The following is a 14,416-nucleotide window of genomic DNA, read 5'->3' on the forward strand; positions in this document are numbered from 1 at the left end:
GTTTATCCCTCAAAAAAGCAGGCTTTAAATGGATAAAAAACGCGTTTGGATCTCGGCCGGGATCATTCTTAACGAGCAGCAGGATCAGGTTTTTATTACCAAACGGGCTGCTAAAGCGCATAAAGGCGGATTTTGGGAATTTGCTGGCGGTAAGGTGGAATCAGGTGAAACAGCTGAGCAGGCGGTGATCCGCGAGCTGGATGAAGAAGTGGGAATCCGCGTTACTGAGCTGGAACACTTTGTTGCCCTAGAGCACGATTACCCTGAAAAAGCGTTGAAGTTTGATTTCTTTCTTATCAAAGGTTTTGATGGTGAAGCCTACGGAAAAGAAGGCCAGCCAGGGGGATGGGTAAAGCTTTCTGAGCTGCGAGATTACGCTTTTCCGGAAGCGAATGATGTTGTACTGGATAAGTTAATGGGGCTTATGTAAGGCTCGAGTGATAAGTGAAGAGAAGCGAGAAATGATTTGGCTTTCCTCGCTTCTTGTTTTTCGCTTACTGGATTAGTAACCCATATCTTCTGACCAGCCATCAGCATCTGACATGTCAGGCGCACCCGGGATGGCTTTTTCCTCTTCAGCCCACTCACCAAGGTCAATCAGCTGACAGCGCTTAGAGCAGAACGGACGGAACGGGCTTTTTTCGCTCCACTCAACCTGTGTCTTGCAGGTTGGGCATTTAACTATAGTGATCTGTGCCTGGGAAGGCGTGCTAGATTGCGTCACAATGAACCTCAGCAGATAGCTAGTTTAAACTCGATAGCTTCCGCGATGCTTGCACCTTCATCAAATGGCAGGAAGCGGATAGCAAAGCGGTTACGGTGGCCCGATATCATAGGGTAAACCCCGTAGCTAGGGCAAATGTCCAGACGTAACAGGGTGGCATCCTCGGCTTCATGCTGGAAAAAACCTTTACGAGCTACCTGAGGTTGTAAATGGCCGGACTCGCGGGTCAGGCGTAGCCACAGGTTCAGGGCTTCAGTTAACTCTGCCAGTTGTTTCATCCAGTTAGCCATATCACTCTGTTTATGGGCTAGTGGTAAGTGTAACCAGTGATGCAGTGCTGGCAGGTCAAAGCTACAACTGCCTCCCGGAATTGAGAAGCGTTGTTTAATACCGCTTAGAAAACGGTCTTCTCGGATATCCTGGCCCAGGCGGTTGGCGGCAATCAGCCTGTGATGGGCCATATCCAGGTTATCAAGAATTGCTAACAGGGCGGTTTGATCAACCCCATCAATGTTAAGCCAGTTTTTCAGCTTAGCTCGTTGTTTATCAAGATCTTTTGCCAGTTCAGACTTTACCTGGATCTGATCAAGAATTTCCAGCAGATCGAACAGGGCGCGAAAGAAAATCTGATGCTGCCACTGGTCATTGAGCTGGCTGGAATGAGTCATCTGCCGGATCAAATACTCAAGCCGTAAATAGATACGCACTTTTTCATTCAACGGATGTTCAAAGCGGTTTGTTAGCATACTCGTATTATCCGATGTTAACTCGTTATTTGTATTGAAGGCTCATCGCTAAATACTGCTGGTGAAGCTTGGCCACTTTGGTGGCTAGTTCACTGCTGTCACCATTGTTGCTGATCACATCATCGGCAGCCGCCAGCCTTTCGTCACGGCTTGCTTGAGCTGCCAGGATTTTTTGTACGTGTTCGGCATTGACCTGATCCCGATGTCGGGTTCGGGCTATCTGCACTTTTTCGTCGACATCGACAACCAACAGGCGGTGAGTCATGGTCTGCAGGTTGTTTTCAACCATCAGCGGAATGACCAGCAGACAGTATGGCGATTGTGCTCGGGCAATATCAGCTTGCATTTTTTCCCGGATCATCGGGTGCAAAAGTTGATTTAGCCAATTTTTCAGACTGTTATCGTTGAAAATTGCATCTCTAAGCTTACTGCGGTTGAGAGTGCCGTCTGTCAACAGGATGTCAGAACCCAGTTTGTCAGCAATGGCATTCAACCCCGGAGTTCCAGGCTCGACAACTTCTCGTGCGACAATGTCGGCATCAATAATATCAATGTCATATTGGGCAAACAGATCGGCGACAGTGGATTTCCCACTACCGATGCCACCAGTCAGCCCGACAACCATAGTCATTAATTACAGTCCTAAATATGAAGTCAGGTACCAGTTCAGGATATCTTCTCCCCACAGGATGCTGATCCAGCCAGCTAAGGCGAGGTAAGGACCAAACGAAAACGGGGTTTGGGAGTCTGAACTTTTCATACGCAACATGATGATGCCACAAATAGCCCCGACCAAGGAAGACAACAGGACAACAAAAGGCAATAATTGCCAGCCCAGCCAAGCACCTAGTGCTGCAAGTAACTTGAAATCACCGTATCCCATCCCTTCTTTTCCGGTCAGTAGCTTAAAGCCCTGGTAAAGGCTCCATAACGATAGGTAGCCAGCCATGGCACCAACGACTGATTCGGTCAGAGATACAGGCCCCCAGCCGAGCAAAGCAACCAGGATCCCGGCCCACATCAGGGGCAGGGTGATTTGATCCGGTAGCAGCATCTTGTCGATATCAATAAAGGTCAGGGCGATCAGGGCAAAGCTGAAAAAGACCACAGCGACAGCCCACTCTGATGGTGGAATGACTGTGGCGACTGTGGCTGTAACAATGGCGGTAAACAGTTCGACAGCCGGGTAACGGGCACTGATTTTGGCATTGCATGAACGACAACGGCCTTTGAGCAGCAGCCAGCTAATCACCGGGATATTTTCCAACATGCTGATGGGGTGCTGGCAGTGCGGGCAACGTGATCGCGGTACACTGAGGTTAAACGGCTGGCTGTCTTCCGTGTAACTAAATTCCGGGAAGCATTCGGCACAGTCGGCTCTCCACTGTCGTTCCATCATAATCGGCAGGCGGTAGATCACGACATTGAGGAAGCTGCCGATAAGCAGGCCGAACAGGGCTGCAAAGGCAGGAAAAAGCCAGGGATAGTAAGTCAGCAGTTCCATGAAAAACATCTCATATTTCGTTGTATTGCTATTGTATGGGAATCAAAAGGGAGATCCCAGAGCCACGGTGACAGTTCCTGCTCATAATCATTTGCTGCCGGTTTGTGGCTCGGGAAGATGATATGCCCGTGCTTATGACCCGGAAAACCGAAGTGAGTTCCTGCTATTAGCCAATGACACTCATCAGTTTGAAGATTGGCATGTACATCGCGACCAGTAAGCCGCCGATCAGGCCTCCGAGAAAAATGATGATCAGAGGTTCGATAATTTTACCGAGATTATCGACGGTGTTATCAACATCACTCTCATAGAGGTTAGCCATCTTGTTAAGCATGTCGTCGAGAGAACCGGATTCCTCTCCTATCATGGTCATCTGTAGCATCAGCTCGGGAAACACATCACTTTGGCGCAGTGCGATGTGCAGAGGCATACCCGCTGCGGTGCTGCTGTAGGCATCCTCGACGGCTTGTTCTATGTGCAGGTTTCCGGCGGTTTTCCCGGCTGACTGTAAGCCGTTTAGTAGCGGGATACCTGCACTGAAAGTGGTTGCCAGAGTTCGGGAGAATCGGGCTACGGTGGCTTTGAGCAGTACGCCGCCAATGATGGGCAATTTTAGGTTAAAGCGGTGAACAGCCTGCCTGAACCCCGGCGAGCACTTATAACTGTATCGCATTAGAATCAGGGTACAACCCAGAATCATAGCGAGGTAGGCCCCGCTGTTAATCATAAAGTCAGAGGTTTTGATCACCTGACGGGTAAACCAGGGCAGCTCGGCACCAAAGCTGCTAAAAATGCCGGCAAACTGAGGGATAACAAACAACAACATCATAATGGTGACGCCGATGGCTGTCAGAGTCACCATTGCCGGGTAAATCATGGCCTTAACGACTTTCTTACGCATTGCTTCGCTTTTTTCCCGGTAGGTAGCTACGCGTTCGAATATTTCACCAAGATGACCTGTCTGCTCGCCGGTTGCAACCAGATCACAATAGAAGTTATCAAACAGCGGTGAACTGGTTTTCAGTGCTTTAGCAAGTGATGCACCTGATTCGACTTGTATGGTCACTTGTGTCAGTACGGCACGGGCCTCGGCTTTGTGGTGGCTGTTGGACATCAGCTTTAATGCTTGCACCACAGGAACCCCGGCAGCAATCATGGTCGCTAGCTGGCGGGTGATGGCGGTGACATCTTTCGCCTTCATCTGGTTTTTGAGCTTACTCAGTGTTGATGGATTACGCCGCTTGATTTTTTTTACCTGGATCATCTGCTCGCTGAGTTTGGCGCGAATTTCCTGCTCCTGAAATCCCAGCGTGACGCCTGAGATTTTCTTTCCTGCCGGGTTTACGCCTCGCCAGTGGTAATAACGAACTTTATTGGCCTGTGACATGATTACTCCTTGTTGCTGTCATTCTTTTAATTGTTTTGTGGCCTTGAAAAAAACGATCTAACTGAAGTGCAGTACCCGCTGTAGTTCTGCCAGACTGGTAATGCCTTTTTTGAGTTTTTCTATGCCTGATAGTTGTAGTTTCTGCATACCCTGGCGACAGGCAATATCTTCCAGCTCCAGGGTGGTTGCACCGGCCATCAGTGCTTCTGCCAACTCTCGGGTAAAGGGCATTACTTCATAAATGCCGACCCGGCCGATATAGCCTTTGTTACAGTCGTCACAACCATCAAGTCGGGCTTGATAAATGGTGGTGTCGGTTCCTATACCGAGCTTTTCCCGGACAAAATCATCAAGCTGGTGGACTTCTTTGCAGTGATTACACAGGCGACGGGCCAGGCGTTGGGCAATGATCAGTGTGAGGGAGGAAGCGAGGTTGAAGTTTTCCACCCCCATGTTGGTCAGTCGGGTAATGGTTTCGGCTGCGGAATTGGTATGCAGTGTCGATAGCACGAGGTGTCCGGTTTGGGCGGCTTTTACCGCAATTGAGCCGGTTTCCAGATCGCGGATCTCACCGACCATGACGACATCGGGATCCTGACGTAAAAAGGAGCGCAGGGTTTCGGCAAAGCCCAGTCCGATCTGGCTGTTAATTTGAACCTGGTTGATCCCCGGCAGGTTTATTTCCACCGGATCTTCGGCAGTTGAGATATTGCGCTCTTCGGTGTTAAGAATCTTTAGTCCGGTATAAAGCGAAACGGTTTTGCCGCTGCCGGTCGGGCCGGTCATCAGGATCATTCCCTGCGGTTGCTGCAGGGCATCCAGATAAGCCTGTTTTTGTTGATCGTTATAGCCGAGGATATCGATATCCAGATTTGCGCTGGAGCTGTCGAGGATCCGAAGGACCACTTTTTCGCCCCACAGTGTCGGTAGGGTGGAAACCCGCAGGTCAACCGCCAGTGTCGAGGTCAGCCTGAGCTTGATCCTGCCATCCTGGGGCTGGCGGCGCTCGGCAATGTTGAGTTTGGACATGACCTTTAGGCGTGTCGACAGACGCCGTGACAGATGAGCCGGAGGAGTGGCATGTTGGTGCAGGATCCCGTCGCAGCGAAAGCGGATCCTATAGCTTTCTTCGTACGGCTCGAAATGGATATCCGAGGCTTTCTTGCGCACCGCATCGAGCAGTATTTGGTTGATATAGCGAGTAACCGGTGCTGTGTCCTGGCTTAAGTCTGTGGTGTCATCGCCACTCAGTTCTTCATCACTGAGATCAACCAGTTCAACAAGGTCAGCATCACTGACGCTGCGCTGATAAGAGGCCTTTCCGTTTTGCGTCTTGTTACCGTCGATATCACTGCCGTACAGCCGTCGGATGGACGCTTCAAGTTGCTTGGTTTCCAGCAGCAGTGGTTCGATATTTTTGCCGGTGGCAAAGCGGAACTCATCCAGGGCATCAAGTTGAGTCGGATCGCTGAGGCCAATATACAGGGTATGGTCAGTGGATTGCAGTGGCAGGACTTTGTGCCTGAGTACTAAGTCTCGTTGGTTGAGGGTTTTACAGCAGTTAGCATAGTCATACTGGTGGACGTCTACTAGGGCGATGGCAAAGAGATGTTCTAAGTGGCGCGCCAGCTCGGCGCTGCTGAACAGGCCGAGCTGAACCAGAGCCGAAGGCACACTGGTGCCTCCGGCCTGCACCAAATCTACCACTTGCTGCTCCTGCACCAGGCTGGTCAGCCCGGCCTGATGCAGGATAGAGGCGAGGTTGGTTTGCATTATGGTTTAGGATTTGGTTTAGATGGTGTTGTAGCCTTCGGACACCCCTTCAAATCAACATCAGTTACCTTACTTTCACAACCCCAAAGCCCTGTTGTTGTGTCTTTTGTCATGACTAGAGTCTCTGTAGTGGGAATGGATGCTTCGGTGTTAAATTCAAAAGTTACTGTTTGAGCTTTATTGTCTAGAGCTATTTCTCCTAATTTATTCATTTTTTTAGCTGCGCCAAGGTCACCTAGGTTGCTGTCCTCTGGGAAAGCTCCGGAGTTTGAAGCTATGAAATTATCAATATTTGTCTGTAATGATCTTAACGTAGATAAACCAGCCGCAGCTTCTGATTTTTTTACATAATTTTGGTAAGCTGGTAAGGCAATCGCGGATAGAACGCCAATCACTGCCACCACGATCATCAATTCAATTAACGTGAAACCCTTTTGTCCTTTCATGTGTATTTAACCCTTTCGAAAATTATGCCCGCAGGCACGAAAATAAAGTGGCTTCAGCATAGTTCCTGAGTGCAACTGATTGAAAATGACGAAAAAAGGTTACTGGGCACAGTTAGAAAAATAATGCATGGTGTTGCATTTTTTGCATGTCAGTTTCGGCGAGTAGCGGGTTTTTGTAATAAGGAAATTGTCAGCGAAGGGATGGGATTATCGCTGTAGGGAATAATAGCTTGAGTTGCTAGTTGCTAGTTGCTAGTTGCTAGTTGCTAGTTGCTAGTTGCTAGTTGCTAGTTGTGGATTCGTTGGGGGGAAGAGGGGCGAACTCTCGTTTATCGCCCCTTTAGATTCAAGGCTGGGTTACTTAAACCGCATCGACAAGTCCATCGCTTTCAAGTGCTTGGTTAGCGCACCGACAGAAATGTAATCAACGCCGGTTTCGGCACATTCCCGGATGGTTTCCAGCGTGATATTGCCGGAGTTTTCCAGTGCAGCTCGGCCCTTATTAATGGCTACAGCTTCTCGCATCATGTCCAGTGTGAAGTTATCCAACATGATGATGTCAGCTCCGGCATCAATGGCGCGTTTTAGTTCATCAAGACTTTCGGTTTCCACTTCAACCGGTTTGCCCGGGTTGAGTTCTTTGGCCGTGGTAATGGCGGCTTCAATGCTGCCGCAGGCGATGATGTGGTTTTCCTTAATAAGGTACGCATCAAACACCCCGATACGGTGATTGTAGCCGCCGCCGCAGGTAACCGCGTATTTCAGTGCGCTGCGCAGGCCCGGAATAGTCTTGCGTGTGTCCAGCAGGCGGGTGTTGGTGCCTTCAAGCTGTTTAACGTATTTGGCAGTAACAGAGGCGCAGCCTGAGAGGGTCTGGATAAAGTTCATCGCATTGCGCTCGCCGGTCAGCAGGATCCGAGACGGGCCGCGCAGGGTACACAACGTCTGGTTCGGCTCAACGGTATCACCGTCCTGGACATGCCACTCAATAGATACCTCGCCCCCCAGCTGTCTGAACACTTCTTCTGCCCACATTTGCCCGCAGAAGACGCCGTGCTCGCGGGTAATAATGGTCGCGACACCCTGGCTGTCAGCCGGGATCAGGCTGGCAGTAATATCCAGTGAAGGATCAATTTCACCACCGAGATCTTCTCGCAATGTATCGGCAACGGCACGGGTTATTTCCTGAGGAAGTTGCTGTTTGAGGTAATTCAGGCGCGAGGCGCTGTCGTGTTTCTTTTCCATCTGAGTCATGACATATCCGTAGCAAGATTCAACTGCTGATAAAGCGGAACATTATTTGTTCTGTCCGCTTTTTTGATGTCCGGGATCATACATGGAGAGTCAGGGAGATGCGAGATCCGGGATCTGAGTTCCAGGTAAAAGAATATAATAGCGATATGGTAACGAGATGCTGAGCGGAGAGGAGTGTTCAGGTGAAGAGACTTGATTCTTCTTTTGGCTTCAGGAAGGCTGTAGACCTTCTACACTCAGGATTTACAAATGCTAACAATTAATTCCCGACACTGGATCGAAGGAGTCAAACATGTGCCTTCACCGTTTTATGATCAGCGGCCGGACAGTGATGATATCTCGCTGCTGGTGGTTCATAACATCAGTTTGCCGCCGGGGCAGTTCGGTGGTCCCTATATTGAGCAGTTATTTACCGGCCGGCTAAACCCGGACGAACATCCCTATTTCGAGTTAATTTCAGGCTTTCGTGTTTCGGCTCACTGTTTAATTAGGCGAAATGGCGATATTATTCAATTTGTTCCATTTGATTGTCGGGCATGGCATGCCGGTGTTTCGCAGTTTGCGGGCCGGGATAAATGCAATGACTTTTCAATCGGAATAGAGTTGGAAGGAACGGACACCCTCCCTTATACCCAGGCTCAATATGACACGCTTACTGAGCTGACCCGGGTTATTTTTAACTGTTATCCGAAAGTTAATTCCTCAAGGATCACCGGCCACGAATTCATTGCACCGGGGCGAAAAACTGACCCTGGATTGTCGTTTGACTGGCGGGCTTATAAAACCGCATTGCGGGAAAAATAACCTCTTAGGGATGGGAATCTATACCAAACTAAATTGGTCTGACCATTTATTCTTCGCCCATCCTTATTTCCCTTTCTTACTGTTGATGAATGATGTCGTAAATGTTTTAACAAGTTTTCATAAGTTGAAATTTGTGTTAAATGTCTCGCCATTCTATGATTTCCATCAAGTTGTCGGTGGACATCCTAAAATATTTCTGTAAACTTTCCTTCCATAATTTAATTGGTAATACCAATTATCCGCAATTGGGTTTCCTGAAGCGTAAATAAGTACAAGAAACAAAACGATAAAAATGACTTATAAACGGATTCGTCAGCCAAAGCTCTCCGATGCTATTGAGCAGGAAATTGAGCGTCTAATCCTGGAAGGCACCTTGTCTCCGGGACAGCAGCTACCGCCTGAGCGGGAGCTGGCACGGCAATTTGACGTTTCGCGCCCGTCAGTCCGAGAAGCCATCCAACGTCTTGAGGCAAAACGCCTTCTGACCCGCCGTCAGGGCGGTGGCACCTTTGTAACAGAAAAGCTATGGCAGAGTTTTTCTGAACCTCTTTTGGAACTGATTAGTGCCCATCCGGAAACCCAACTAGATTTATTGGAGTCTCGCCATGCCCTTGAAGGTCTGGCGGCGTACTACGCAGCATTGCGGGGAAATGAGGAAGATTTCAGCCGTATCCGTGACTGCCATAAACGGATACAAGATGCCCAGCAGCAAGGCGATATTAAAGCCGAAGCAAGTGCGGTTATGCAGTACCTGATTGCAGTGACTGAATCCGCCCACAACGTTGTATTGCTTCATATTATTCGCAGCCTTGCACCATTGCTGGAGCAAAACATATTACAAAACTTTGAACTCCTGAACCGTCGCCAAGAAGTGGTGGAGAAGGTGAGCAAGCACCGAGCCGATATCGTACAGGCGATAGTTTCTGGTGAGCCCGTGATGGCCCGTGAAGCATCGCATGCACACTTGGCTTATATCGAGGAAACCTTGTTGGATTTAAATCGTGAAGACAGCAGACGACAGCGCTCTCTTCGACGGATTCAACAACGCAAGGACGGGCTGGATTAGTACCCATCATATAAGCCGAGGCGGGTAGTAAACAGTCGCGACATTGTTAGTTTTGTAGATTATCAACAAAAGGATAGATCGCATGTCTGAAGTCATGAAAAATGACGTGGACGCACTTGAGACTCAAGAATGGCTAGAAGCCCTGGAGTCCGTCGTTCGTGAAGAAGGTGTTGAACGCGCCCAGTTCCTACTAGAGCAAGTTCTAGAGCAAGCACGTCTTGATGGCGTAGATATGCCGACTGGCATTACGACCAACTACATCAACACTATCCCATCAGATCAAGAGCCTGCATACCCAGGTGACACAACGCTTGAGCGTCGTATCCGTGCCATTATCCGTTGGAATGCGGCAATGATTGTTCTGCGTGGCTCGAAGAAAGATCTTGAGCTGGGTGGCCACATGGCATCATTCCAGTCTGCAGCCGCGTTTTATGAAACCTGCTTTAACCATTTCTTCCGTGCGCCGAACGAAAAAGACGGCGGCGATTTGGTTTACTATCAAGGTCACATTGCACCGGGTATCTACTCCCGTGCGTTTGTTGAAGGCCGTCTGACTGAAGAGCAGCTAGATAACTTCCGCCAGGAAGTAGACGGTAAAGGTATTCCTTCATACCCGCACCCTAAACTAATGCCTGAATTCTGGCAGTTCCCTACCGTTTCTATGGGCCTTGGCCCAATCTCAGCTATCTACCAGGCTCGTTTCCTGAAATACCTTGAAGGTCGTGGTCTTAAAGATACATCAGCTCAGCGCGTATACGCGTTCCTGGGTGATGGTGAGATGGATGAGCCAGAATCACGCGGTGCAATTTCTTTCGCTGCACGTGAAAAACTGGACAACCTATGCTTCCTAATCAACTGTAACCTACAGCGTCTTGACGGCCCGGTAATGGGTAACGGCAAGATCATCCAGGAGCTGGAAGGCCTGTTCAAAGGTGCTGGCTGGAACGTTGTTAAAGTTATCTGGGGTAACAACTGGGATTCTCTGCTGGCGAAAGATACCTCTGGTAAGCTGCTGCAGCTGATGAACGAAACTGTTGACGGTGACTACCAGACATTCAAGTCAAAAGACGGCGCTTACGTACGTGAGCACTTCTTCGGTAAGTACCCTGAAACAGCAGCACTGGTTGCTGACATGACTGATGACGAAATCTTCGCACTTAAGCGTGGTGGTCACGAGTCATCTAAACTGTACGCGGCATACAAAAACGCGGCAGAAACCAAAGATCGTCCAACCGTTATCCTTGCTAAGACTGTTAAAGGTTACGGCATGGGTGAAGCGGCTGAAGGTAAGAACATTGCGCACCAGGTTAAGAAGATGGATATGTCTTCTGTTATGCACCTGCGTAACCGCCTAGGACTGCAAGATCTTGTTTCTGATGAAGAAGTTAAGAACCTGCCTTACCTGAAGCTGGAAGAAGGTTCAAAAGAACACGAGTATCTGCACGCTCGCCGTAATGCTCTGCACGGTTACACACCACAGCGTCTGCCTAAGTTTACTGAAGAGCTGGTGATCCCTGAAGTTGAAGAGTTCAAGCCGCTGCTGACTGAGCAGAAGCGTGACATCTCTACAACAATGGCATTTGTTCGTGCGCTGAATATCCTGCTGAAGAACAAGAACATTGGTAAGAACATTGTTCCTATCATTGCCGACGAAGCTCGTACTTTCGGTATGGAAGGCCTGTTCCGTCAGATCGGTATCTACAACCCGCACGGCCAGCAGTACACTCCTCAGGACCGTGACATCGTTTCTTACTACAAAGAAGCGACTTCTGGTCAGGTACTTCAGGAAGGTATCAACGAGCTGGGTGCAATGTCTTCTTGGGTTGCTGCGGCAACGTCATACAGCACCAACGATCTGCCAATGATCCCGTTCTACATCTACTACTCAATGTTCGGCTTCCAGCGTGTTGGCGACATGGCGTGGATGGCGGGTGACCAGCAGGCACGTGGTTTCCTACTGGGTGCAACTGCCGGCCGTACAACGCTTAACGGTGAAGGTCTGCAGCACGAAGACGGTCACAGCCACATCATGGCTAACACTGTTCCTAACTGTATCTCTTACGACCCGACGTTCGCTTACGAAGTTGCTGTGATCATGCAAGACGGTATTCGTCGCATGTACGGCGAGCAAGAGAACGTGTTCTACTACCTGACGGTAATGAACGAAAACTACGGTATGCCAGCAATGCCTGAAGGCGCTGAAGATGGCATCCGTAAGGGTATCTACAAGCTGGAATCTTACGCGGGCGATAAGTCTAAAGTTCAGCTGATGAGCTCTGGTACGATCATGAACGAAGTACGTAAAGCCGCTCAGATCCTGAGTGATGATTACGGTATTGCTTCAGACGTATTCTCTGTAACTTCTTTCAACGAGCTGACTCGTGAAGGTCAGGATGCTGAGCGTTACAACATGCTTCACCCTGAAGTTGAGCAGAAAGTACCTTACATTGCACAAGTAATGGGTACAGAGCCAGCAATTGCTGCGACTGACTACATGAAGAACTACGCAGAGCAAGTTCGCGCATTCATGCCATCAGATTCTTACAAAGTACTTGGTACTGATGGTTTCGGTCGCTCTGACAGCCGTGCGAACCTGCGTCGTCACTTCGAAGTTAATGCTGGCTACGTAGTTGTTGCTGCACTGACTGAACTGGCTAAACGCGGTGATGTTGAGAAATCTGTAATTGCAGAAGCAATTGCTAAGTTCGACATCGACGCTGACAAGATCAACCCGCTATACGCGTAAGAGGCAAATTAAACATGGCAATCGAAATTAATGTACCTGACATCGGTGCGGATGAGGTTGAAGTTACTGAGATTCTTGTAAGCGTTGGCGACAAGGTTGAAGAAGAGCAGTCTCTGATCACTGTAGAAGGCGACAAGGCTTCTATGGAAGTACCAGCTTCTCAGGCGGGTATCGTTAAAGAAATCAAAGTTGCTGAAGGCGACACGGTTTCTACCGGTTCTCTAATCATGATTTTCGAAGCCGAAGGTGCAGCAGAAGCTGCACCTGCTCCGGCCGCTGAAGCAGCTCCTGCTGCTCCGGCGCCGGCAGCAGCGGCTGAGCTTAAAGAAGTTCACGTACCGGATATCGGTGGTGACGAAGTAGAAGTTACTGAAATCATGGTTGCCGTTGGCGACAGCATCGAAGAAGAGCAGTCACTTCTGACGGTTGAAGGCGATAAAGCATCAATGGAAGTACCTGCACCATTTGCCGGTACTCTGAAAGAAATCAAAGTAGCTGCAGGCGATAAAGTATCGACTGGCTCTCTGATCATGATCTTCGAAGTGGCTGGTTCTGCTCCTGCGGCAGCTCCTGTTGCAGCTGAAGCACCAGCGGCGGCTCCTGCTGCACCAGCAGCCGCAGCAGCTAAAGAAGTGAATGTACCTGACATCGGTGGCGACGAAGTAGAAGTTACTGAAATCATGGTATCTGTTGGCGATACAGTAGAAGAAGAGCAATCTCTGATCACTGTTGAAGGTGACAAGGCTTCAATGGAAGTTCCTGCGCCGTTTGCCGGCACAGTTAAAGAAATCAAAGTTGCTGAAGGCGACAAGGTTTCTACGGGTTCACTGATCATGGTATTTGAGGTGGCCGGCACTGCACCTGCACCTGCACCAGCAGCGGTGGCTCCTGCAGCAGCCCCTGCACCTAAAGCTGAAGCACCAGCTGCGTCGGCTCCAGCGGCAGCACCAACTGCGGGTGACTTCCAGGAAAACAACGAGTACGCGCACGCGTCTCCGGTTGTTCGCCGTCTGGCTCGTGAATTCGGTGTTAACCTTGCTAAGGTTAAAGGTACTGGCCGTAAGAACCGTATCCTGAAAGAAGACGTACAGAACTTCGTTAAAGATGCGCTTAAGCGTCTGGAATCTGGTGCTGCGGCAGCAGGTAAAGGCGACGGTTCTGCACTTGGCCTGCTTCCTTGGCCGAAAGTTGATTTCAGCAAGTTCGGTGAGACTGAAACTAAGCCTCTGTCTCGCATCAAGAAGATTTCTGGCGCGAACCTGCATCGTAACTGGGTGATGATCCCTCACGTTACACAGTGGGATAACGCAGACATCACAGCTCTGGAAGCATTCCGTAAAGAGCAAAACGCGATTGAAGCGAAGAAAGACTCAGGCATGAAGATCACGCCGCTAGTGTTCATCATGAAGGCGGTAGCTAAGACGCTAGAAGCGTTCCCTTCGTTCAACTCTTCTCTGTCTGAAGACGGTGAGAGCCTGATCCTGAAGAAATACGTGAACATCGGTATCGCAGTAGATACGCCAAACGGTTTGGTTGTTCCTGTATTTAAGGATGTGAATAAGAAAGGTATCTTCGAGCTGTCTGAAGAGCTAATGGCCGTTTCGAAGAAAGCGCGTGCTGGTAAGCTGACTGCAGCTGACATGCAGGGTGGCTGTTTCACAATCTCAAGCCTGGGTGGCCTTGGCGGTACTGCGTTCACACCAATCGTGAATGCGCCGGAAGTAGGTATCTTGGGTGTATCTAAGTCTGAAATGAAACCGGTATGGAACGGCAAGGACTTCGAACCTCGCCTGATGCTTCCTCTGTCACTGTCTTACGATCACCGTGTGATCGACGGTGCGGAAGGTGCACGCTTCATTACATACCTGAACGGTTGTCTATCTGATATCCGCCGTTTGGTGCTATAAGGTTTCAATCCGCAACACCATGCCTGCAAAAGCAGGCATGGAATTGTTGAGCAGCTCAC

General features: G+C 49.5%; 13 protein-coding genes. 5 read left to right on the forward strand and 8 right to left on the reverse strand.

Going from position 1 to position 14,416, the window contains the following annotated elements; all coding sequences use genetic code 11:
- Positions 1-28 precede the first annotated feature (28 nt).
- Positions 29-430 (forward strand): 8-oxo-dGTP diphosphatase MutT, encoded by a 402-nt coding sequence (mutT, locus tag AACQ93_RS02310; protein ID WP_064601879.1) that lies wholly within the window; start codon positions 29-31, stop codon positions 428-430.
- A 72-nt stretch (positions 431-502) separates the two neighbouring features.
- Here the strand turns inward: mutT and yacG are convergent, their stop codons facing one another.
- The 8 genes from yacG to nadC form a co-directional block, all read right to left on the reverse strand.
- On the reverse strand, positions 503-724 hold the full coding sequence (gene yacG / locus AACQ93_RS02315; RefSeq protein WP_007464426.1) for a DNA gyrase inhibitor YacG: 222 nt from the start codon (positions 722-724) through the stop codon (positions 503-505).
- A gap of 8 nt (positions 725-732) precedes the next feature.
- Positions 733-1,470 (reverse strand): cell division protein ZapD, encoded by a 738-nt coding sequence (gene zapD / locus AACQ93_RS02320; RefSeq protein WP_064601881.1) that lies wholly within the window; start codon positions 1,468-1,470, stop codon positions 733-735.
- A 25-nt stretch (positions 1,471-1,495) separates the two neighbouring features.
- The gene (coaE, locus tag AACQ93_RS02325; protein ID WP_064601883.1) at positions 1,496-2,101 is read right to left on the reverse strand and encodes a dephospho-CoA kinase; all 606 of its coding nucleotides are present in this window, start codon (positions 2,099-2,101) and stop codon (positions 1,496-1,498) included.
- Positions 2,102-2,104: 3 nt separating this feature from the next.
- Positions 2,105-2,974 (reverse strand): prepilin peptidase, encoded by an 870-nt coding sequence (locus AACQ93_RS02330; RefSeq protein ID WP_064601885.1) that lies wholly within the window; start codon positions 2,972-2,974, stop codon positions 2,105-2,107.
- Between the two features lie 166 nt (positions 2,975-3,140).
- On the reverse strand, positions 3,141-4,361 hold the full coding sequence (locus AACQ93_RS02335) for a type II secretion system F family protein (RefSeq protein WP_064601887.1): 1,221 nt from the start codon (positions 4,359-4,361) through the stop codon (positions 3,141-3,143).
- A 57-nt stretch (positions 4,362-4,418) separates the two neighbouring features.
- Positions 4,419-6,134, reverse strand: coding sequence for a type IV-A pilus assembly ATPase PilB (gene pilB / locus AACQ93_RS02340; RefSeq protein WP_064601888.1), 1,716 nt, complete (start codon positions 6,132-6,134; stop codon positions 4,419-4,421).
- The gene (locus AACQ93_RS02345) at positions 6,134-6,580 is read right to left on the reverse strand and encodes a pilin (RefSeq protein WP_064601890.1); all 447 of its coding nucleotides are present in this window, start codon (positions 6,578-6,580) and stop codon (positions 6,134-6,136) included. The genes pilB and AACQ93_RS02345 overlap by 1 nt, the downstream gene beginning before the upstream one ends.
- A 357-nt stretch (positions 6,581-6,937) precedes the next feature.
- Positions 6,938-7,825, reverse strand: a complete 888-nt coding sequence (nadC, locus tag AACQ93_RS02350; RefSeq protein ID WP_064606453.1) for a carboxylating nicotinate-nucleotide diphosphorylase — start codon at positions 7,823-7,825, stop codon at positions 6,938-6,940.
- A gap of 258 nt (positions 7,826-8,083) precedes the next feature.
- Here nadC and ampD point away from each other — a divergent pair, with 258 nt between their 5' ends.
- The 4 genes from ampD to aceF all read left to right on the forward strand — a co-directional run bounded on the left by ampD (position 8,084) and on the right by aceF (position 14,357).
- Positions 8,084-8,638 (forward strand): 1,6-anhydro-N-acetylmuramyl-L-alanine amidase AmpD, encoded by a 555-nt coding sequence (ampD, locus tag AACQ93_RS02355; protein WP_064601892.1) that lies wholly within the window; start codon positions 8,084-8,086, stop codon positions 8,636-8,638.
- Between the two features lie 292 nt (positions 8,639-8,930).
- Entirely contained in the window at positions 8,931-9,704 is a 774-nt protein-coding gene (gene pdhR / locus AACQ93_RS02360) for a pyruvate dehydrogenase complex transcriptional repressor PdhR (protein WP_007464444.1), read from the forward strand.
- Positions 9,705-9,786: 82 nt separating this feature from the next.
- Positions 9,787-12,450, forward strand: coding sequence for a pyruvate dehydrogenase (acetyl-transferring), homodimeric type (gene aceE, locus AACQ93_RS02365; RefSeq protein WP_064601894.1), 2,664 nt, complete (start codon positions 9,787-9,789; stop codon positions 12,448-12,450).
- Positions 12,451-12,464: 14 nt separating this feature from the next.
- The gene (gene aceF, locus AACQ93_RS02370; protein ID WP_064601896.1) at positions 12,465-14,357 is read left to right on the forward strand and encodes a pyruvate dehydrogenase complex dihydrolipoyllysine-residue acetyltransferase; all 1,893 of its coding nucleotides are present in this window, start codon (positions 12,465-12,467) and stop codon (positions 14,355-14,357) included.
- The last annotated feature ends 59 nt before the right edge of the window (positions 14,358-14,416 follow it).

Origin of the sequence: Photobacterium sp. J15 (assembly GCF_963870815.1) — a bacterium.
In the GTDB taxonomy this organism is placed as follows: Bacteria; Pseudomonadota; Gammaproteobacteria; order Enterobacterales; family Vibrionaceae; genus Photobacterium; species Photobacterium marinum.